Source organism: Sphingopyxis indica (assembly GCF_032879645.1).
GTDB classification, from domain to species: Bacteria; Pseudomonadota; Alphaproteobacteria; order Sphingomonadales; family Sphingomonadaceae; genus Sphingopyxis; species Sphingopyxis indica.
Genome location: NZ_CP076394.1, coordinates 149,060 through 163,542, shown reverse-complemented (window position 1 = coordinate 163,542; position 14,483 = coordinate 149,060). Strand labels below are relative to the sequence as shown.

Sequence of the window (14,483 nt, the reverse complement as noted above, 5' to 3'; positions counted from 1 at the left end):
ATTGCCATTGGTTCCCACCGTTTGCCCCCGTATCATGATGCAATGGAACCAACGATGCCTCGCAGCGGACAGCGCCGGTTTGTCAGCTACGGTCTCAACGAGAGGGGGCGCGATTTCGCCGTGGGGGACATTCATGGCGCCTTTTCGGTCTTGCAGGAGGGGCTGGACGAAATTGGTTTCGACCCTGCGATGGACAGGTTGTTCGCGGTGGGCGATCTTGTCGATCGCGGACCACAATCTGCCGACGTGCTGAACTGGCTCGACAAGCCCTGGTTTCACGCCATCGCCGGCAATCACGAAATGCTCACATGGCGTTCCGTCGCAGGCGAACCGTTCCCCGGTGTGGTGCATGCCGAGGAAGGCGGAGAATGGTTGCAGGAACTCCCTCCTGAGCGGCAAGCGCTTATCGGCGAACGATTGAAGGCTTTGCCTGTCGTGATGGAAGTGAAGACACCGGCGGGCACGGTCGGGTTGGTCCACGCCGATTGCCCTTTCGATGACTGGGAAGAAATGCGCACGGTGGATTGGGATAGCCTGGACGATCTCGACGAAACCATGATGGTCAGCTTGTGGTCGTGCGCCCGCTACGTCCGGCAGTATGATCGCCCTGTCCGTAATATCCGAGCGGTCGTCCATGGGCACATGACTATCCCGGATGTAGCTGTCCTGGGGAATGTCCACTTCATCGACACCGGCGGCGGCAGGAGGCTGGGGCGGTTCGCTTTTCTCGATCTGCATACCCTCATGCCCGTTTATGGGAGCGGCGAGCGCTTCTACCGCCCATCGCGGCGATATTTGTAACATCGCGCCACTGAACGGAGCGGCTGATCTTTCGGGCGCCACATCGGTGGTGGCACGTGCCACCACCCTGGACAATTTGACCTTGGACAGCGGGCCGGAGGAGGCATAAAGTAGTGTTTGGTATTACCTCTTGCTATGGAGCTTTCTCAATGGCGGCAGCGACATCCATCAAGCTCGATGACGAGCTGAAAGGGCGCGTGCGGCATCTTGCCAGTCAGCGCCGGCGATCGGCTCACTGGATCATGCTCGAAGCAATCCAGCAGTATGTCGACCGCGAAGAAGCGCGCGAGAGCTTCAAGCAGGAAGCCTTGGCGAGCTGGGCGGCCTATCAGGAAACCGGACAGCATCTAACCGGTAAGGAAGTGCGCGCTTGGCTCCGCACATGGGGCACCGAGGACGAGACGGCGGTGCCTGAGTGCCACAACTGATCGTCACGCCCGGCGCAGCGCCGGGTTTGGATCGTTGCCGCCGCTTTCTGGCCGACAAGGCTCCGGAAGCCGCTCAGCGGGCTGCACAGGCGATCGAGCGGCATTTCCTGCTGCTGGAAGAGTCGCCGAGCATAGGCAGGCCGTTTCCGGAGTTTCCGGAACTTCGCGAGCTGGTGATACCGTTCGGAGATTCCGGCTATGTAGCGTTGTATCGCCATGAACCCGCCGATGATGCGATCTATGTACTGGCGTTCCGACATCAGAAGGAAGCCGGATATTGATCGGAGCGCGATGCGGCTGCTCCGCCCGAGCGAAAATCGCGCACCCATACTTGCATCGCAAAGGCCGGTCGGAAAAGCTTCTCGCGAATTTCGTAACATCGAGAATCAATCCTTAATGCGCTTCGCGCAGCAGGTGGTGGCACATGCCACCGCCTGCCAAATGAGCTGACGACTTCCGGGGGGATACGCTCTGTTGTCGTCCTATTGTGGCATGGGTTCGCGGCGCCCATCAAGGATCGGCGGTTCCCCCCAATTTGCTACGCAAATCGGCTCCCCCACCGCCCGCTTGCGCGGCCGCGTCGCGGTCCTGGACAGCCGCCGCCGGTGCCCATGCCTGCCCGTCACTCCCCACAACGCAGAAGGAGAACCGGATCCACATTGAATTGTATCAAGCGCTGCAATCGGTTAATGTGTCCGACGACGCGGCAGCCGAAGTTGTTAAGGCTGTTGAGGAGTATGTTGCAGTGAAGATTAAGGATGCTAACGCCGAGATCAGGGCGCAGTTGAAAGCACAGACCTGGTTGATCGGTGCTTTCGGCCTTATCATCGCCGCAGGCGTGGTGATGAGCGGCGCAGCCCAGCTCTTCAATTGACGCACCGAGGGAGGCTCCGGCCTCCCTCTTTTTTACACCGATTTCCAAGCATAAACGCCGCTGCCGGTTGCGCGGGCGGCCGAGAACTGCGCACCGCTTCGATAAGCGGTGGCACGTGCCACCGCCCGGCTGATTTCAGTGTAGTCTACAAGCAACAACGATAGTTGGCGATCAACGCGAGCGACCTGGCGGTCCCGGCTGTTGCTCTCGTTCGCTTGGCGACCGGTCGCGAATTGCGGCGCGCTCGATTGCGGTTATCGCTTGTTCGTGAGCGGTGGGCATCCGCCCGCGCTTCACGAAGTCCCGCACCTTGTCGGCAAGCTGACGGTCGGCAGCATCCGTGCTCTGGGCAAGCTGGTCGGCCGCTGCCAGATAAACACGGGATGTCTCCGCCCATAGTTTCTTACTCGCGCTGACGAACCGTGGTGGTGGCGCCTCACTCTTATAGTCGGCGATGACGGCGGCGCGGAACCGCTGATTGGCGCGCGGTGGTATCGCAGTCCCCGCTTTCAATCGCTCTCGCATGCGATGGAGCGCCATGCTGTGCCCCGCACGCCCAACACCTCGTGCGGCACGCGGAGTCGCCTCAGCGGTCACACCTCTTGCTCGCAGCTCCTCAGCGAACCGCTCGCGGTAGCGGTGCAGTGTGTGCGGCCGCGGGTTAAAGCGCCGGCCCGTATCGCCGCGCGCTGCGACCGTAAGATGCACATGGGGCCTCGGCGTATCGGTGTGCAGCGCCATGACGTAGTCCCACTCCTGCGCGATTTCACTCTTGGCGACCTCACGCACGGCCGCCAAGACCTTACCCGGTTCTGTGCCCGCCGGCATCGAGAAGATCATGCCGACAGCGGCAACGCTCGAAGCATTCCGCCGATACATCGGATCACTCCAATGCCTCGCCAGCTCATGCCGCTCGTCACGCTCGTCCAGATAGTCACCGTCGCGATTTTCGAGGACGATCCCACCTCTTCTGCCGATGTAGTCCAGGTGCGCCGCGAGGTGCTGACTTCCCTTTGGACGGCCTGTCACTTTCACCATTACCTCTGGTGCCCGGCTGACAACGCGTGCCAGGCGAGCCGTGGTTCCACGCACAGCCTTTCGCCCCGTCGCGCGGGCCAGCCCTGCCGACAGCCGTATGTTCGGATCGCCCTTCGGGCGCGGCCGAAACAACAAGGCAAGCTGATGGGCTTCGAAGCTGTTATCAAAGTCGCTCACCGGGAATCTCCCAATATGAAAGATCGGCCTTGGTCGCCGCGCCAATTCCCTCGACGGCCGCACCGATCGCGGCGCGTAGTTCGTTCATGGCATGCAACTGTTCGACAATTTCGGCAGGGCCGTCGGCCAAAGCCATCCTGTTTATGGCTTTGGCAATCTGATTGACGTTGCGTCCAATGTGCTGGAGCTGCCGGCGGCAGTTCAACAGCTCTGCTCGCAGCTCGTCATCCACAGGCGCACCGATCTCCAGATGCAGGCGAATGAGCGTCTTTGCCCATGTCGATGGAGTCATGCGACGCTCGCGTGCCCGATACCGCAGAACCGCAAGCTCGGCCTCGGTAAGCCGAAGGGGTGGCAATCGCTTGCCTGCCGGCGTTCCTTCTTTGGGAATGGGATTGTCGCCTGGAGCCACACCGGCCTGAGCGAGAAGCCTGTCCACAATCTGCCGCATGAACGGTCCACGTCCGCCATATGGCCGCGCGATCACGTCGATCTGAGCGACTTTCTCACGCTCGATCCGGAGGCTGAGCCACCCGTCCATCAGGGGGTAGGTGTCCCTTGCCGCTGCGCTCGAAACCACAATGGCGAGCGCAGAGGTGCACAATGCACGCCGCGAGGCTTATCCTGCTCTAAGCAAAACCTACCCCCACTGACCTCCACAATGGTGGCACGTGCCACCACCCGCATACGGCCAATTCGAGCGCCGGCAACGCGAAGACCATGAAGGCCCTCCGGTCTCCGCTCCCTCCGCATCATCTTGCGCATCCCGCTTTTGCAGGAATCGCCCTCGTCCGATCAAGGATGGCGCCCACAAGGCCGGCGAGGTTCATCTGACCACGCAGGCTGCTTTCCACCATGCCAGCCAGACAGCCGTTCGGTCTTTTGACGTGATAACGATGAGACACATCGAGCACGGCATTGCGCTGGATGATAATGATGCACAGAGCCGCTCGCTCGCGACCAAGACGAGCGCAAGCTGTCTGCCAGGTTCGTTGGTCAACGCCCATTTGCAAAGCCATCTGGAATGACGTCTCCACGATGGCTGGCCAGTTCACCCCGCCATACATGTCGAGCACGCTGCGATACTCATCGGTTGCAAGCACCGCTGCCAGACGCGGGGTGATCCGATCGTAAGAAGGTGGCGCGGCAGCGCTGCCGCTACAGATTTTTGAAGATTCTTCTGGTGGTATATCAGGTGCGCAGTTTTCTTCCGATCGATCGGAAGTTTTTCGCGCACCGGGGCATGGCTCCAGCTCCACCAGAACGGCGGCGAGCGCGGTCTTGATGTCCTCCAATCGCTCAAGGTCATTAATCCGCGCCGTGCGCCCATCGGGCAGAATATCGGCGGCTAGTGTCTTTGCCTCGGCAACCTCGCTCTTTCTGATCGCGCGATTGATCTGCCGAATCTCGGCCTTGCACTGGTCGATGGCCCGATTGCGGAGGCGCATCGCCTGAGCCTTGCCCAATAGTTCCTGATAGCGCTGGATCAGTGGGCCGAGATTGGCGCCGGCCGCCCATGTGATTCGACCATTGCAACGATCACCCGAACGCGAGCCGTTATTTCCGGTGGATCGGACCAGGAAGCCGGCGGTCTCAAGCTCGCGTTCGGCATAATTGATGGATCTCGGCGACAGATTCAGGACGCGCGCCGTGCGACAAACCTGTGCCCAGACCGCGCAAATGCGTCCCTCCAGATAATCCTCATCGGAGGTTCTGAGCACATAATGTCGCATCAGGGCGATCGCTGTTCGAGACAGGCGATACTGAACTTTGGCCACGGCTTCGAACGCTGACAGTAGATCGAATCGTCCGCACCCTTCCGGAAGTGTCAAACGGCGTTCAAAAGGGACCCCCGATCGGCGTCGAAGAGGGACCCCCTTTTCGGATAATATGATGCTGGTTTGTTGAAGATGGCCTTGCGCTGCGTGCGGCGGAGGGCGGGCGTAGCCCGACCGGAGGCGCGCGCAGCGCAAGATAGATTTTTGAAGGCGCCGAAGGTGGCTGTCAGCTGCGGTTTTTGAAGCGCCAGCTGTCGTTGCCCGTCTCGACGATATCGCAGTGGTGGGTGACGCGGTCGAGCAGCGCCGTGGTCATCTTGGGATCGCCGAACACGGTCGGCCATTCGCCGAAGGCGAGGTTCGTGGTGATGATGACGCTGGTCCGCTCATAAAGCTTGCTGATGAGGTGGAACAGCAACTGCCCTCCCGAGCGGGCGAACGGCAGATAACCGAGCTCGTCGAGCACGATCAGGTCGAGCCGCGACAGCTGCGCCGCCAAGGTCCCGCCCTTGCCGATCCGGGTCTCCTCTTCGAGGCGTGTCACCAGATCGACGGTGTTGAAGTAGCGGGCGCGAGCGCCACTTCGCACGACATTGGCGGTGATCGCGATGGCGAGGTGGGTCTTGCCTGTCCCCGTGCCGCCGACCAGCACGATATTGCGGCGAGGCGGGAGGAAGGAGCCGTCATGAAGGGACCGGATCATCTCCTCATTGATCGGCGTGCCCTCGAAGCTGAACCGCTCCAGGTCCTTCACCACGGGCAGCCTCGCAGCCGTCATCCGATAGCGGATGGAGGCTGCATCCCGGTGGGTCGCCTCGGCGCGGAGCAGATCGGTCAGTATCTCCATGGTGGTGCGCTTGCGCTGGAGGCCGGTGGTGACCGCCTCGTCGAACGCCGCCGCCATGCCCTTGAGTCCGAGGCCGCGCATCGTGTCGATCATATCATGCCGCTGCATCATAGCCTCGCAGCAGATCATAGCGGGCACAGTCGGCGAGCGGAGGATGCCGCAGCATCCGGTCTTCCGAAGTGACGATGCTGTGGGGTGTCGCCGGCTCGCGGCGCCGGGAGAGGATGTTGAGGATCAGCTCGTCGCTGGCCGTTCCACTCGCCAGCGCTTCGCGCACGGCAGCCTCTACCGGCTCCAGGCCATCGGTGAGCACCGCCGAGAGGACCCGCACGAACCTGCGATCGGCCTCGTCCCCGGTGCCCAGCCTTCGCCGTAATCGGTGCAGGGCGGGCGGCAGATCCCAGTCCTGGAACGGTGCGCCGTTACGCAGCGCGCCGGGCTTGTGCGCGAGGACCGGCAGATAATGCCAGGGATCGTATATCGTGCGGTTCCGACCGAAGTGGCGCTCATGCTCCCCGACGAGCGCATCGCCGCAGCGTATGACGATGCGATCGGCATAGGAGCGCACCTGAACGGTCCGGCGTGCGGCCGTCGACATGACCGAGTAGCGGTTGCGATCGAAGCTGATGAGGCAGGTGCCGGTGACCGCATGCTCGCTCTCATGGAAGCCGTCGAACGGTGCCAGGATCGGCTGCAAGGCCGGTCGCTCCATATCCAGCGCCTCGGCGACGGTGATATCCCCGCGTTCGGGATGGGCATGATGCTCGGCCCAGCGCCGGCACTCGGCCTCGAGCCACCCGTTGAGCTCAGCCAAGCTGGCGAACCGGAGCCGCGGCTGGAAGAAGCGGCCTCGGATCGTCTGGACCTGCTGCTCGACCTGGCCCTTCTCCCATCCCGCCGCCGGCGAGCAGGCGGTCGGCTCGACCATGTAATGATCGGTCATGATCAGGAAGCGGCGGTTGAACACACGTTCCTTGCCGGTGAACACGGCCGTCACCGCCGTCTTCATATTATCGTAGATACCGCGTCGCGGCACACCCCCGAAGAAAGCGAACGCCCGGGCATGGGCATCGAACAGCATCTCCTGGCCCTCGCGCGGATAAGCCCGGACATAAGGTGCGCGCGAGTCGCAGAGACGCATATGCGCCACCTTCACCCGCATCGGCTTGCCGGCGATCTCCACATCCTCGTGGCTCCAGTCGAACTGGTAGGCCTCACCCGGCTGGAAGGTCATCGGGATGAACGCCGGTGCGCCTTCGCCAGCATCCTTCCGCCGCGCAGCACGCCAGCGCGCCGCATAGCGGCGCACCGCATCATAGGATCCATCGAACCCCTCGCGCACCAGCAGGTCATGGATACGCGTCATCCGTAGCCGATCGCGGCGGCCGCGACCTTCGTTCTCCTCAAGCAGCGCATCGAGACGATCCTGATAAGGACCGATCCGCGGCAGCGGCTGGACTTTGCGCTGATAGTTGAACGCCGCCTCCGGCGACCGGATCGCCTTGCGGACTACCTTCCGCGACAAACGAAGGTCGCGCGCGATCGCCTTGATCGCCTTCCCCGCTGCATGCTCACGCCGAATCCGAACCACTGTCTCCACGATCAACATCCCGTTCTCGCCAACTGATCAAAACCAGTCGGCCGACTAAATCCCCGGGATGAAGGGGTCCTTTTTGCACGCCGATCACCCCACGAAGGGGGTGCCTATTGCACGCTGATCCTCATCCGGAAGACCGGAATGCGTCAGGGTGATGCTCATGCTGCACCTCCCGGTGACATGCCGCTTGAACGGAGCGCAGCCCTGCCGTATGATTCGCCTATAGCTGCTGTGCTATGCAATGCGCCGTCGCAAAGGGTGGCAGCCCTTTCGGCGGCTTTTTGCTGTCCGTCGTTCTGGCTCAGGCACTGGAAAGCGGTGCCATGTAGGGGGCGGGGATCGCCAAACAAAGGCGGTTTAATCCGGAGATAATCCGGATCAGGATGCCATACAGAGCCGCCACTCTGCTCGTAAGTCATTGAAAATAATGGCGCACCCGACAGGATTCGAACCTGTGGCCTCTGCCTTCGGAGGGGGTACTAGCATGTTTGCGCCAGCCTACGCCAGAGCAAGTTTTTCTAGCCTAAGCCACTATAATAAAACGCTATTCTTGATTTGTCGATCTGCGCTGCCGTAACCTTGAATTCGCCCTGATTTCCTTCCGCGTGCTTACGTGGTGCTTACGCGAAAACCGGGCCAAACGGGAGTAGGCTCGATGGTCAAACTGACCAAGCGCGTTGTCGATGCAGCTGTAGCAGAGACGAAAGATTATGTCCTCTGGGACGATGAACTACTTGGCTTCGGGCTCCGGATATTCCCCACCGGCAAGCGCAGCTACCTCATTCAGTATCGCGCCGGAGGCCGCTCGCGTCGTTACACGATCGGCATCCATGGAGTCTGGACCCCGGAAACTGCCAGGCGGGAGGCCAAGTCCCAGCTCGGTAGGGTTGCTCAAGGCGAGGACCCTGCCGAAGAACGGGCCGAACTCAACAAAGCGATGTCGATGAAGGAGCTATGCGAGCTCTACATGCAGGATCTCAGGGATGGACTCATTCTGGGCAAAGGGGGCCGCCCGAAGAAGCAATCGACCGTCGACATCGATCTGGGCCGGATCGAACGGCACGTCATCCCGCTCCTCGGATCCCGCCGGGTCAAAGACCTCACTAAGGCGATCCTCACGAAAGCCATGCGCGATATCATGGCGGGGAAGACCAAAGCCTTCATCAAGACCAAAAAGCTCCGCGGCCGCGCCAATGTGCGGGGTGGGCCAGGCACGGCGGCTCGGACGCTGGGGTTGATTGGCGGAATACTGACCTATGCCGTCGATCTCGGCATCATCGACAGCAATCCCGCGCATGGCATCAAGCGTCCCAAAGACAATGTCCGTTCGCGGCGTCTCAACGACGGCGAGTATCGAATTCTTGGCCGCATGCTCAAGGCCGCTGCGCAAATCGAGAAGTTCGGCCCGACGATCGATATCATTCGGCAAATCGCGCTTACGGGTTGCCGGCGCGGTGAGATTATCAATCTCAAATGGTGCGATGTCGATATCGACGGAAGTTGCCTGCGTCTCTCTGAGAGCAAGGAGGGAAAGTCGGTCCGCCCTGTCGGCTTGCCGGTTGTGGAGTTTCTGGAGCAGCGCCAAAGCGAAGACAATGGCACCTATGTGTTTCCTGGCCCACGCGGGGAGGACACGGCATTTGGCGGCTTTCCAAACCATTGGGACGAGATATTCTTGGGCTCGCCCCTCGAAGGCGTCACTGCGCATGTTCTGCGCCACAGCTTCGCCAGCATCGGTAATGACCTGGGCTTCACCGAGGTCACCATCGCCGCCCTTATGGGTCATGCGAAGGGGTCGGTAACGAGCAAATATATCCATGTCCTGGACGCGGCGTTGATTATGGCGGCCGACACACTGGCCGGCTACATTGCCGCCCTGCTCGACGGAAGAATCTTCAAGCAGCGTGCTTATTCGCTCGATCGCGCATCGCGGAAGGCGGCTCTCTCCGAGTTCCTCGAGCGACAGGAGGCACCAATCCGCAAGGCAGCCTAGCTGGGACAGGGCTACGCGATTTTGGAGGGAGGCTTGAATTCAGATCGCAAGCCGCAGCTAAGGGCGCGCCGAAATTCGACCATCTACCTCCGCTTGGACTGGCTTTGGAAATACTTCCCCGGGGTGACGCCGGTCGCCTGACGGAACATACGGATGAAATTGCTGGCCGAGCCAAATGACAAATCCAGGGCGATATTGGTGATGGGCTCTCCTTCGGCCAAGCGAACCAGGGCGGCCCGAAGTCGCGCCTGTCTTCTGTAATTGGTAAAAGTCATATTGGCTTCACGCTCGAACGCGCGAGCCAAGGTCCTGCTGCTCGCGCCCAATTCGCTCGCCCACTCCGACAATGGTTTGTCATTCCCCGGCTCCCGCGAGAGAGCGGCCTCGATTTTTCTTAGACGCGAGGACCGCAGTTGAGGGACGAACAGGGATGGCGCGATTTCGACGGACACTTCCTGGGAGAACAAGATCGTCAAACTGATGCGCCGGGAGCGCAGCGCTGCCTTTTCGAGGGCAAAGATGCACTCGCGCAGGAGGCCACTCACCGCAACGACACCGGGAGCCTCGGGCAGCCGGCGGAGCACGCTGCCGCGACAGTAAACGCTGAGCATTTCGAAGCCAGCTGAAGTTTGCACGCGGTGATCTTCATTGGAAGGAAGCCAGCAGGCTTGCTGGGGCGGCACCACCCAGCATCCAGCCGCCGTTTCGAGGATCATCACACCGCGGCTCGGATAGATGAGCTGTGCGGCAGGATGGGCATGCCACGTGCCCCTGAACCCCGCCGGAAAAACCGAACGGTTCACTGAGAGGGCATCGGCCCCGCCTTCGGCAATTATCACAATATGTCCGATTCAGAATATTCTTTGTCATGCGAGCACATATCCGACACAACGCGGATTGCCTACCAGACGCCATCAGGTGGAGTTGCAGATGTCGTTGAAGATGGTCGAACAGCGAGAGCCGGAAGAAATGCCTCGCCCGCACGGGAAGTATCGCAAGGAATTCCTATCGCGTGTGCTCGCCTTCAAGCCGTCGTCGATACTGGACGTAGGGTGCGGCAATGGTGCTTCGCTGCAGCTATTCAGCGAAGCCGATGTCGCCCACTGCGTCGGTATAGACCCGGAGGAAGAGGCGGTAGAGGAAGGCCGCGCGCTAGGTCTGGAAATACACCTCGGCCGAGCAGAGACACTTCCATTCCCGGATCAAAGCTTTGATGTGGTGACTTTGGAATACGCCGCGCACCATCTGGAAAACCTTCATAGGGGGCTTCAGGAGGCAATCAGGGTCGCACGGCTTGGTGTCGTAGTGTTGGATTGCTGGTACGATGCGGCCATTCCATCGCAGCGGGCAGCACAGCTATATGACGAATGGATAAAGGTAATAGACCGTCGGGCCGGTCTTGTGCACAATCCCTGCCCCCAGCCAGCTGATCTCGCCGCCCCATTTCTGACCGCGGGCTTTAGGATCGACTATTCTTGTAGGCTTTTTCTCGTGCCCCTCTCCGTTTCCCAAATCGAATTATCGGCCAGACAGAGGCTTCACGAGATCCTGGAGCCTTGCGGATTGCGCGGCGATCTGGAGAGGCTGCTTGATATAGCCCGATTAAATGGTCTTTCGGATGACGGTGCGATCATCCTCTCGGCAGCTCGTGGCGGTTAGCATGCGGACCGACATAATCGACATAACCTATTCCGGACCTGACGGCTGGCCGCTCTTTGCTGCGCTTGTAGATCCCTATCGCCGGCTGCCGACCGCCAACGTCGTTGTGCTCATGCATGGCGGCGGCCCTGATCATCAAAGTTTGATACCCTTGGCGCGCCAGCTGTGCGACCGGCATGCGGTACTGCTGCCCGATGTCCGTGGCTATGGCCGGTCCCTTTGCAGCGAGGAAGCGAAACACACCTGGACGTCCTACGCAGCCGACGTGATCGCGCTTCTCGATCACCTGAAGGCAGATTCCGCCATTGTCGGCGGTGCGGGGCTCGGCGCCACGATCACTTTGCGAACCGCACGCGCCCATCGGGAGAGAGTGAGAGCGGCCATCTTGATCAGCGTTGAAGACATCGAAGACGACGAGGCCAAAGTAGCTGAAACGGCATTCATGAGAGAGTTCGCGGCGCGCGTCCGCGAAGAAGGGCTTTATGCGGCCTGGGCGCCAATACTGCCCAATTTGGCGCCAGTCATTCGCGAGATGGTTTACGACGCGATTCCGCGAAGCAATGCTGCCAGCATTGCGGCTGCCGCGGCAATAGGTGATGACCGCGCCTTCCGCGGCGTCAGCGAACTCGCAGGTATAGCAATGCCGACGCTGATCATTCCAGGAATGGACGAGAGGCATCCACAAGCGTTAGCGGAGCAGCTCGCTGACCTGCTGCCGCACGGCAAGCTGGCTGCGGCAGCAATGTCGGACGCGATCATGACAGCCGAGGATTTCGCTAGATGCCTGGCGCCTGCCATCCGCGAATTCCTGAACGAGCTTCCGCCGCTGCCCACAGCATCAGCAGGCCCTGACTAATCGCCGAGCTTCACTCAAGGTAGCCGAGCTTTTGGCTGGCATGGGCAAGCCCAATAGTCATTTGGCGAGATGACTTGCCGTCACAAATCGGTGGCATCAGGCACCAGTCGCCCCGATGCCGCGAATCGTTTCTTGCAGTCATATGACTTTGGAAGGAGTCCATCGGAAATTCACGTCGGAACGCTTGGAATCTGAATGGTTTCACCTGTATAGACGGGTGATGGATCTTATGCCTCGACTGAACTCGAACAGTGCCCAGCGGTCTGCCGACGGTGCTTCCCCGGATGCCCCACCGCGCTACGCAGCGATCAAGCAAAGCATCCATGATGCCATCCGCGACGGCCGTTTGAAACCGGGCGACCGCGTGCCGTCGGAAGCCGATCTGGTCGGGCAATTCGACGTCTCGCGCATGACGGCGAACCGGGCGCTTCGCGAATTGCAATCGGCAGGTATCATCGTCCGCCGTGCAGGCAGCGGCTCGTTCATCGCGGAGCCAAAGCCGATCGGCCATATGATCGAGATCCGGAATATCGCCGAGGAAATTCGGGGACGCGGTCATGACTACCGGGCGAGGGTCATCCAGAATGTCGAGGAGAAGGCCAGCACCGAGACCGCCGCGCTGCTAGAGGTGCCGGTGGGCACGAAAATCTTCCACTCGATCATCGTGCACCATGAGGCCGAATTCCCGATCCAGCTCGAAGAGCGGTTCGTGCTCGCATCTGCCGCGCCGGATTATGGCACGCTAGATTTTACGCAGCTCACGCCCAACGAATATTTGACGCGCACCGCGCCGCTCGAGCGGGTCGAACACCGCGTCCGCGCGGAAATGCCCGACGCGCGCACGCGCGGCATGCTTGGTCTCAACGAGGGGGAACCGGTTCTGCGCATGACCCGGCGGACCTGGAGCAACGGTCGGCTGGTGTCGCACGCCTGGCTCTCCCATCCCGGCACGCGCTTCGAGCTTTCCGCCGCCTTTTCGGTAGACGACTGACGCGTCAGGCCGTGCTGCGGGTAACGACGGGCTTGCGGCGACGGCGCAGCCAGCGAAAATCGGCGCGGCTGAAGCTTTTGAAGAGTAGATAGAAACCGGTCCCCGAAAGCCACAGCGCGCCGAATGCGACGAAGATGATCAGCGGGTGGTTGAAACTCTTCCGGTTCACATAATCCATATTGTGAAGCATCCAGAAGAAGTCCCACGTCCGCCAGGTATCGCCGCGCATCACGAGGAAGCGCGCGGTGTCGAGCGAAACATAGGCACTGCTGTTTTCGGCGTCCGCGAAATCGACGCGCCACATCGCGCCTTCATGGTCGCGCGATTCAAGATTGGGTTTGGCGAGCACACTTACGTTGCGGATCGGCGCCTCGTTCATCATCGCCGCGACATCGCGGGCGACCTGCTCGTCGACCCGAATATCCTCGCCGCTCGTCGCATCGACAAGGCGTGTGCCCCCGGCGGCGCGGACCTCATAGACCGGCCGCGCACCGAGATCGCGCAGAACCACGCCAGTGACGGGTTCGCCGCGCGGTAGGGCGGCGACATCGAAATATTCGCCGGCGGGCAAGGCATGCGCATGCGACATGCCGCCGCCGTGTCCCCCAACCTTGTCCTTGTCGAGCAGCGCCATGACCGATCCGCTGAGCGCCCAGAGCAGGAACTGGAGGCCCAGGATGAGTCCGACCCATTTGTGGATGCGCCGGAAGAAGAGCGGCGTCAGCCGGATGCGTTTCATGCCTGCTTCCTCTTGCGGCGTTTGAAGGACCAGATCAGCAGCCACGCACCGGAAAGCGCCATCGCGAAGACGCTCCAGGTTGCGACGCGCAGCAGCGGGTTGTTGACGTCGGCCCGCTCATCATAGTCCATGATGTGGAGCATCCACGCAAAGTCGAACACGCGCCACAATGCGTGGCGGCGCGAAATGAGCTCGCCGGTCGTCGGCGACAGATAGAGCGTCGGGCGGTTCCAGCCTTCGAACTCGATCTGCCAATAGGGTGGCTTGCGCGCCTGCATTTCCTGAGGCGCCTCGGTCAAAAGTCGCACTGAAACGATCTTGCCGTCGCCGGTGTAGATGCGCCGTGCCTGTTCGCGGACCTGGGACTCGGTCAGGGCAGGCAGCGGCGCACCCGAACGCGCGTCGAACAGGCGCGCGCCTTCAGGGGTCTCGGCGCGCCATACCGGTTGGCCAAAAAAACGCTGGAGACGGATTTCGGACACCCCCGGCGCGGCCGCGACGACCTTCGACGGCGCTGCGAGGCCGTCGAGGTCGAAGGGCTGGGCCACCGGGGAGCGCACCAGATGATCGCCGTGGATGGTGTCGATGTGAACGACCACCATGTAGAAGCCGGTCAAGGTCCAGAGCAAAGCCTGGACGCCCACGACCAGCGCCAGCCATTTATGCGTTCGCCGAACGAGCAGCGGCCAACGTATCGCCATCTCC

General features: G+C 61.3%; 16 protein-coding genes. 8 read left to right on the top strand and 8 right to left on the bottom strand.

What is annotated here, in order from left to right; genetic code table 11:
• Positions 1–54: 54 nt before the first annotated feature.
• From KNJ79_RS00810 to KNJ79_RS00795, 4 genes are all read left to right on the top strand, one after another.
• Positions 55–801, top strand: a complete 747-nt coding sequence (locus KNJ79_RS00810) for a metallophosphoesterase (RefSeq protein WP_317152410.1) — start codon at positions 55–57, stop codon at positions 799–801.
• A 149-nt stretch (positions 802–950) separates the two neighbouring features.
• Positions 951–1,229, top strand: a complete 279-nt coding sequence (locus KNJ79_RS00805) for a CopG family ribbon-helix-helix protein (RefSeq protein WP_317152409.1) — start codon at positions 951–953, stop codon at positions 1,227–1,229.
• Complete coding sequence (locus KNJ79_RS00800) at positions 1,217–1,510, top strand: type II toxin-antitoxin system RelE/ParE family toxin (protein WP_317152408.1); 294 nt, start codon at positions 1,217–1,219, stop codon at positions 1,508–1,510. Before KNJ79_RS00805 ends, KNJ79_RS00800 begins: the two co-directional genes overlap by 13 nt.
• Before the next feature lie 410 nt (positions 1,511–1,920).
• Entirely contained in the window at positions 1,921–2,103 is a 183-nt protein-coding gene (locus KNJ79_RS00795; protein ID WP_317152407.1) for a hypothetical protein, read from the top strand.
• Between the two features lie 171 nt (positions 2,104–2,274).
• Here the strand turns inward: KNJ79_RS00795 and KNJ79_RS00790 are convergent, their stop codons facing one another.
• From KNJ79_RS00790 to istA, 5 genes are all read right to left on the bottom strand, one after another.
• Entirely contained in the window at positions 2,275–3,318 is a 1,044-nt protein-coding gene (locus KNJ79_RS00790) for a relaxase/mobilization nuclease domain-containing protein (RefSeq protein ID WP_317152406.1), read from the bottom strand.
• Positions 3,305–3,859 carry a plasmid mobilization relaxosome protein MobC gene (gene mobC / locus KNJ79_RS00785; protein ID WP_317152405.1) on the bottom strand — a complete coding sequence of 185 codons (555 nt, stop codon included), beginning with the start codon at positions 3,857–3,859 and terminating at the stop codon, positions 3,305–3,307. The genes KNJ79_RS00790 and mobC overlap by 14 nt, the downstream gene beginning before the upstream one ends.
• Positions 3,860–4,070: 211 nt before the next feature.
• Positions 4,071–5,096: a replication initiation protein RepC gene (repC, locus tag KNJ79_RS00780; protein ID WP_317152404.1), complete on the bottom strand. Its 1,026-nt coding sequence runs from the start codon at positions 5,094–5,096 to the stop codon at positions 4,071–4,073.
• 226 nt (positions 5,097–5,322) lie between these two features.
• On the bottom strand, positions 5,323–6,051 hold the full coding sequence (gene istB / locus KNJ79_RS00775) for an IS21-like element helper ATPase IstB (protein WP_317153878.1): 729 nt from the start codon (positions 6,049–6,051) through the stop codon (positions 5,323–5,325).
• Positions 6,038–7,552: an IS21 family transposase gene (istA, locus tag KNJ79_RS00770; RefSeq protein WP_317152380.1), complete on the bottom strand. Its 1,515-nt coding sequence runs from the start codon at positions 7,550–7,552 to the stop codon at positions 6,038–6,040. The genes istB and istA overlap by 14 nt, the downstream gene beginning before the upstream one ends.
• A gap of 643 nt (positions 7,553–8,195) precedes the next feature.
• On the opposite strand from istA, the gene KNJ79_RS00765 reads away from it, so the two are divergent.
• Positions 8,196–9,533 (top strand): tyrosine-type recombinase/integrase, encoded by a 1,338-nt coding sequence (locus KNJ79_RS00765; RefSeq protein ID WP_317152403.1) that lies wholly within the window; start codon positions 8,196–8,198, stop codon positions 9,531–9,533.
• An 83-nt stretch (positions 9,534–9,616) separates the two neighbouring features.
• Here the strand turns inward: KNJ79_RS00765 and KNJ79_RS00760 are convergent, their stop codons facing one another.
• On the bottom strand, positions 9,617–10,336 hold the full coding sequence (locus KNJ79_RS00760) for an AraC family transcriptional regulator (protein WP_317152402.1): 720 nt from the start codon (positions 10,334–10,336) through the stop codon (positions 9,617–9,619).
• Between the two features lie 127 nt (positions 10,337–10,463).
• Between KNJ79_RS00760 and KNJ79_RS00755 the strand changes: the two genes are divergently transcribed.
• From KNJ79_RS00755 to hutC, 3 genes are all read left to right on the top strand, one after another.
• Entirely contained in the window at positions 10,464–11,192 is a 729-nt protein-coding gene (locus KNJ79_RS00755; protein WP_317152401.1) for a class I SAM-dependent methyltransferase, read from the top strand.
• 1 nt (position 11,193) lies between these two features.
• Entirely contained in the window at positions 11,194–12,048 is an 855-nt protein-coding gene (locus KNJ79_RS00750; protein WP_317152400.1) for an alpha/beta fold hydrolase, read from the top strand.
• A 184-nt stretch (positions 12,049–12,232) separates the two neighbouring features.
• On the top strand, positions 12,233–13,039 hold the full coding sequence (hutC, locus tag KNJ79_RS00745; protein ID WP_317152399.1) for a histidine utilization repressor: 807 nt from the start codon (positions 12,233–12,235) through the stop codon (positions 13,037–13,039).
• Positions 13,040–13,043: 4 nt separating this feature from the next.
• Here hutC and KNJ79_RS00740 read toward each other — a convergent pair whose 3' ends face one another.
• Entirely contained in the window at positions 13,044–13,778 is a 735-nt protein-coding gene (locus KNJ79_RS00740; RefSeq protein ID WP_317152398.1) for a PepSY domain-containing protein, read from the bottom strand.
• Positions 13,775–14,479 (bottom strand): PepSY domain-containing protein, encoded by a 705-nt coding sequence (locus KNJ79_RS00735; protein WP_317152397.1) that lies wholly within the window; start codon positions 14,477–14,479, stop codon positions 13,775–13,777. Before KNJ79_RS00735 ends, KNJ79_RS00740 begins: the two co-directional genes overlap by 4 nt.
• Positions 14,480–14,483 lie beyond the last annotated feature (4 nt).

Excerpts from the sequence above, each read along its gene's own strand:
- KNJ79_RS00810 (WP_317152410.1), top strand. The coding sequence starts at position 55 with ATGCCTCGCAGCGGACAGCGCCGGTTTGTCAGCTACGGTCTCAACGAG.
- KNJ79_RS00805 (WP_317152409.1), top strand. The coding sequence starts at position 951 with ATGGCGGCAGCGACATCCATCAAGCTCGATGACGAGCTGAAAGGGCGC.
- KNJ79_RS00755 (WP_317152401.1), top strand. The coding sequence starts at position 10,464 with ATGTCGTTGAAGATGGTCGAACAGCGAGAGCCGGAAGAAATGCCTCGC.
- istB (WP_317153878.1), bottom strand. The coding sequence starts at position 6,051 with ATGCAGCGGCATGATATGATCGACACGATGCGCGGCCTCGGACTCAAG.
- KNJ79_RS00750 (WP_317152400.1), top strand. The coding sequence starts at position 11,194 with ATGCGGACCGACATAATCGACATAACCTATTCCGGACCTGACGGCTGG.
- istA (WP_317152380.1), bottom strand. The coding sequence starts at position 7,552 with ATGTTGATCGTGGAGACAGTGGTTCGGATTCGGCGTGAGCATGCAGCG.
- KNJ79_RS00735 (WP_317152397.1), bottom strand. The coding sequence starts at position 14,479 with ATGGCGATACGTTGGCCGCTGCTCGTTCGGCGAACGCATAAATGGCTG.
- mobC (WP_317152405.1), bottom strand. The coding sequence starts at position 3,859 with ATGGACGGGTGGCTCAGCCTCCGGATCGAGCGTGAGAAAGTCGCTCAG.
- KNJ79_RS00765 (WP_317152403.1), top strand. The coding sequence starts at position 8,196 with ATGGTCAAACTGACCAAGCGCGTTGTCGATGCAGCTGTAGCAGAGACG.
- KNJ79_RS00740 (WP_317152398.1), bottom strand. The coding sequence starts at position 13,778 with ATGAAACGCATCCGGCTGACGCCGCTCTTCTTCCGGCGCATCCACAAA.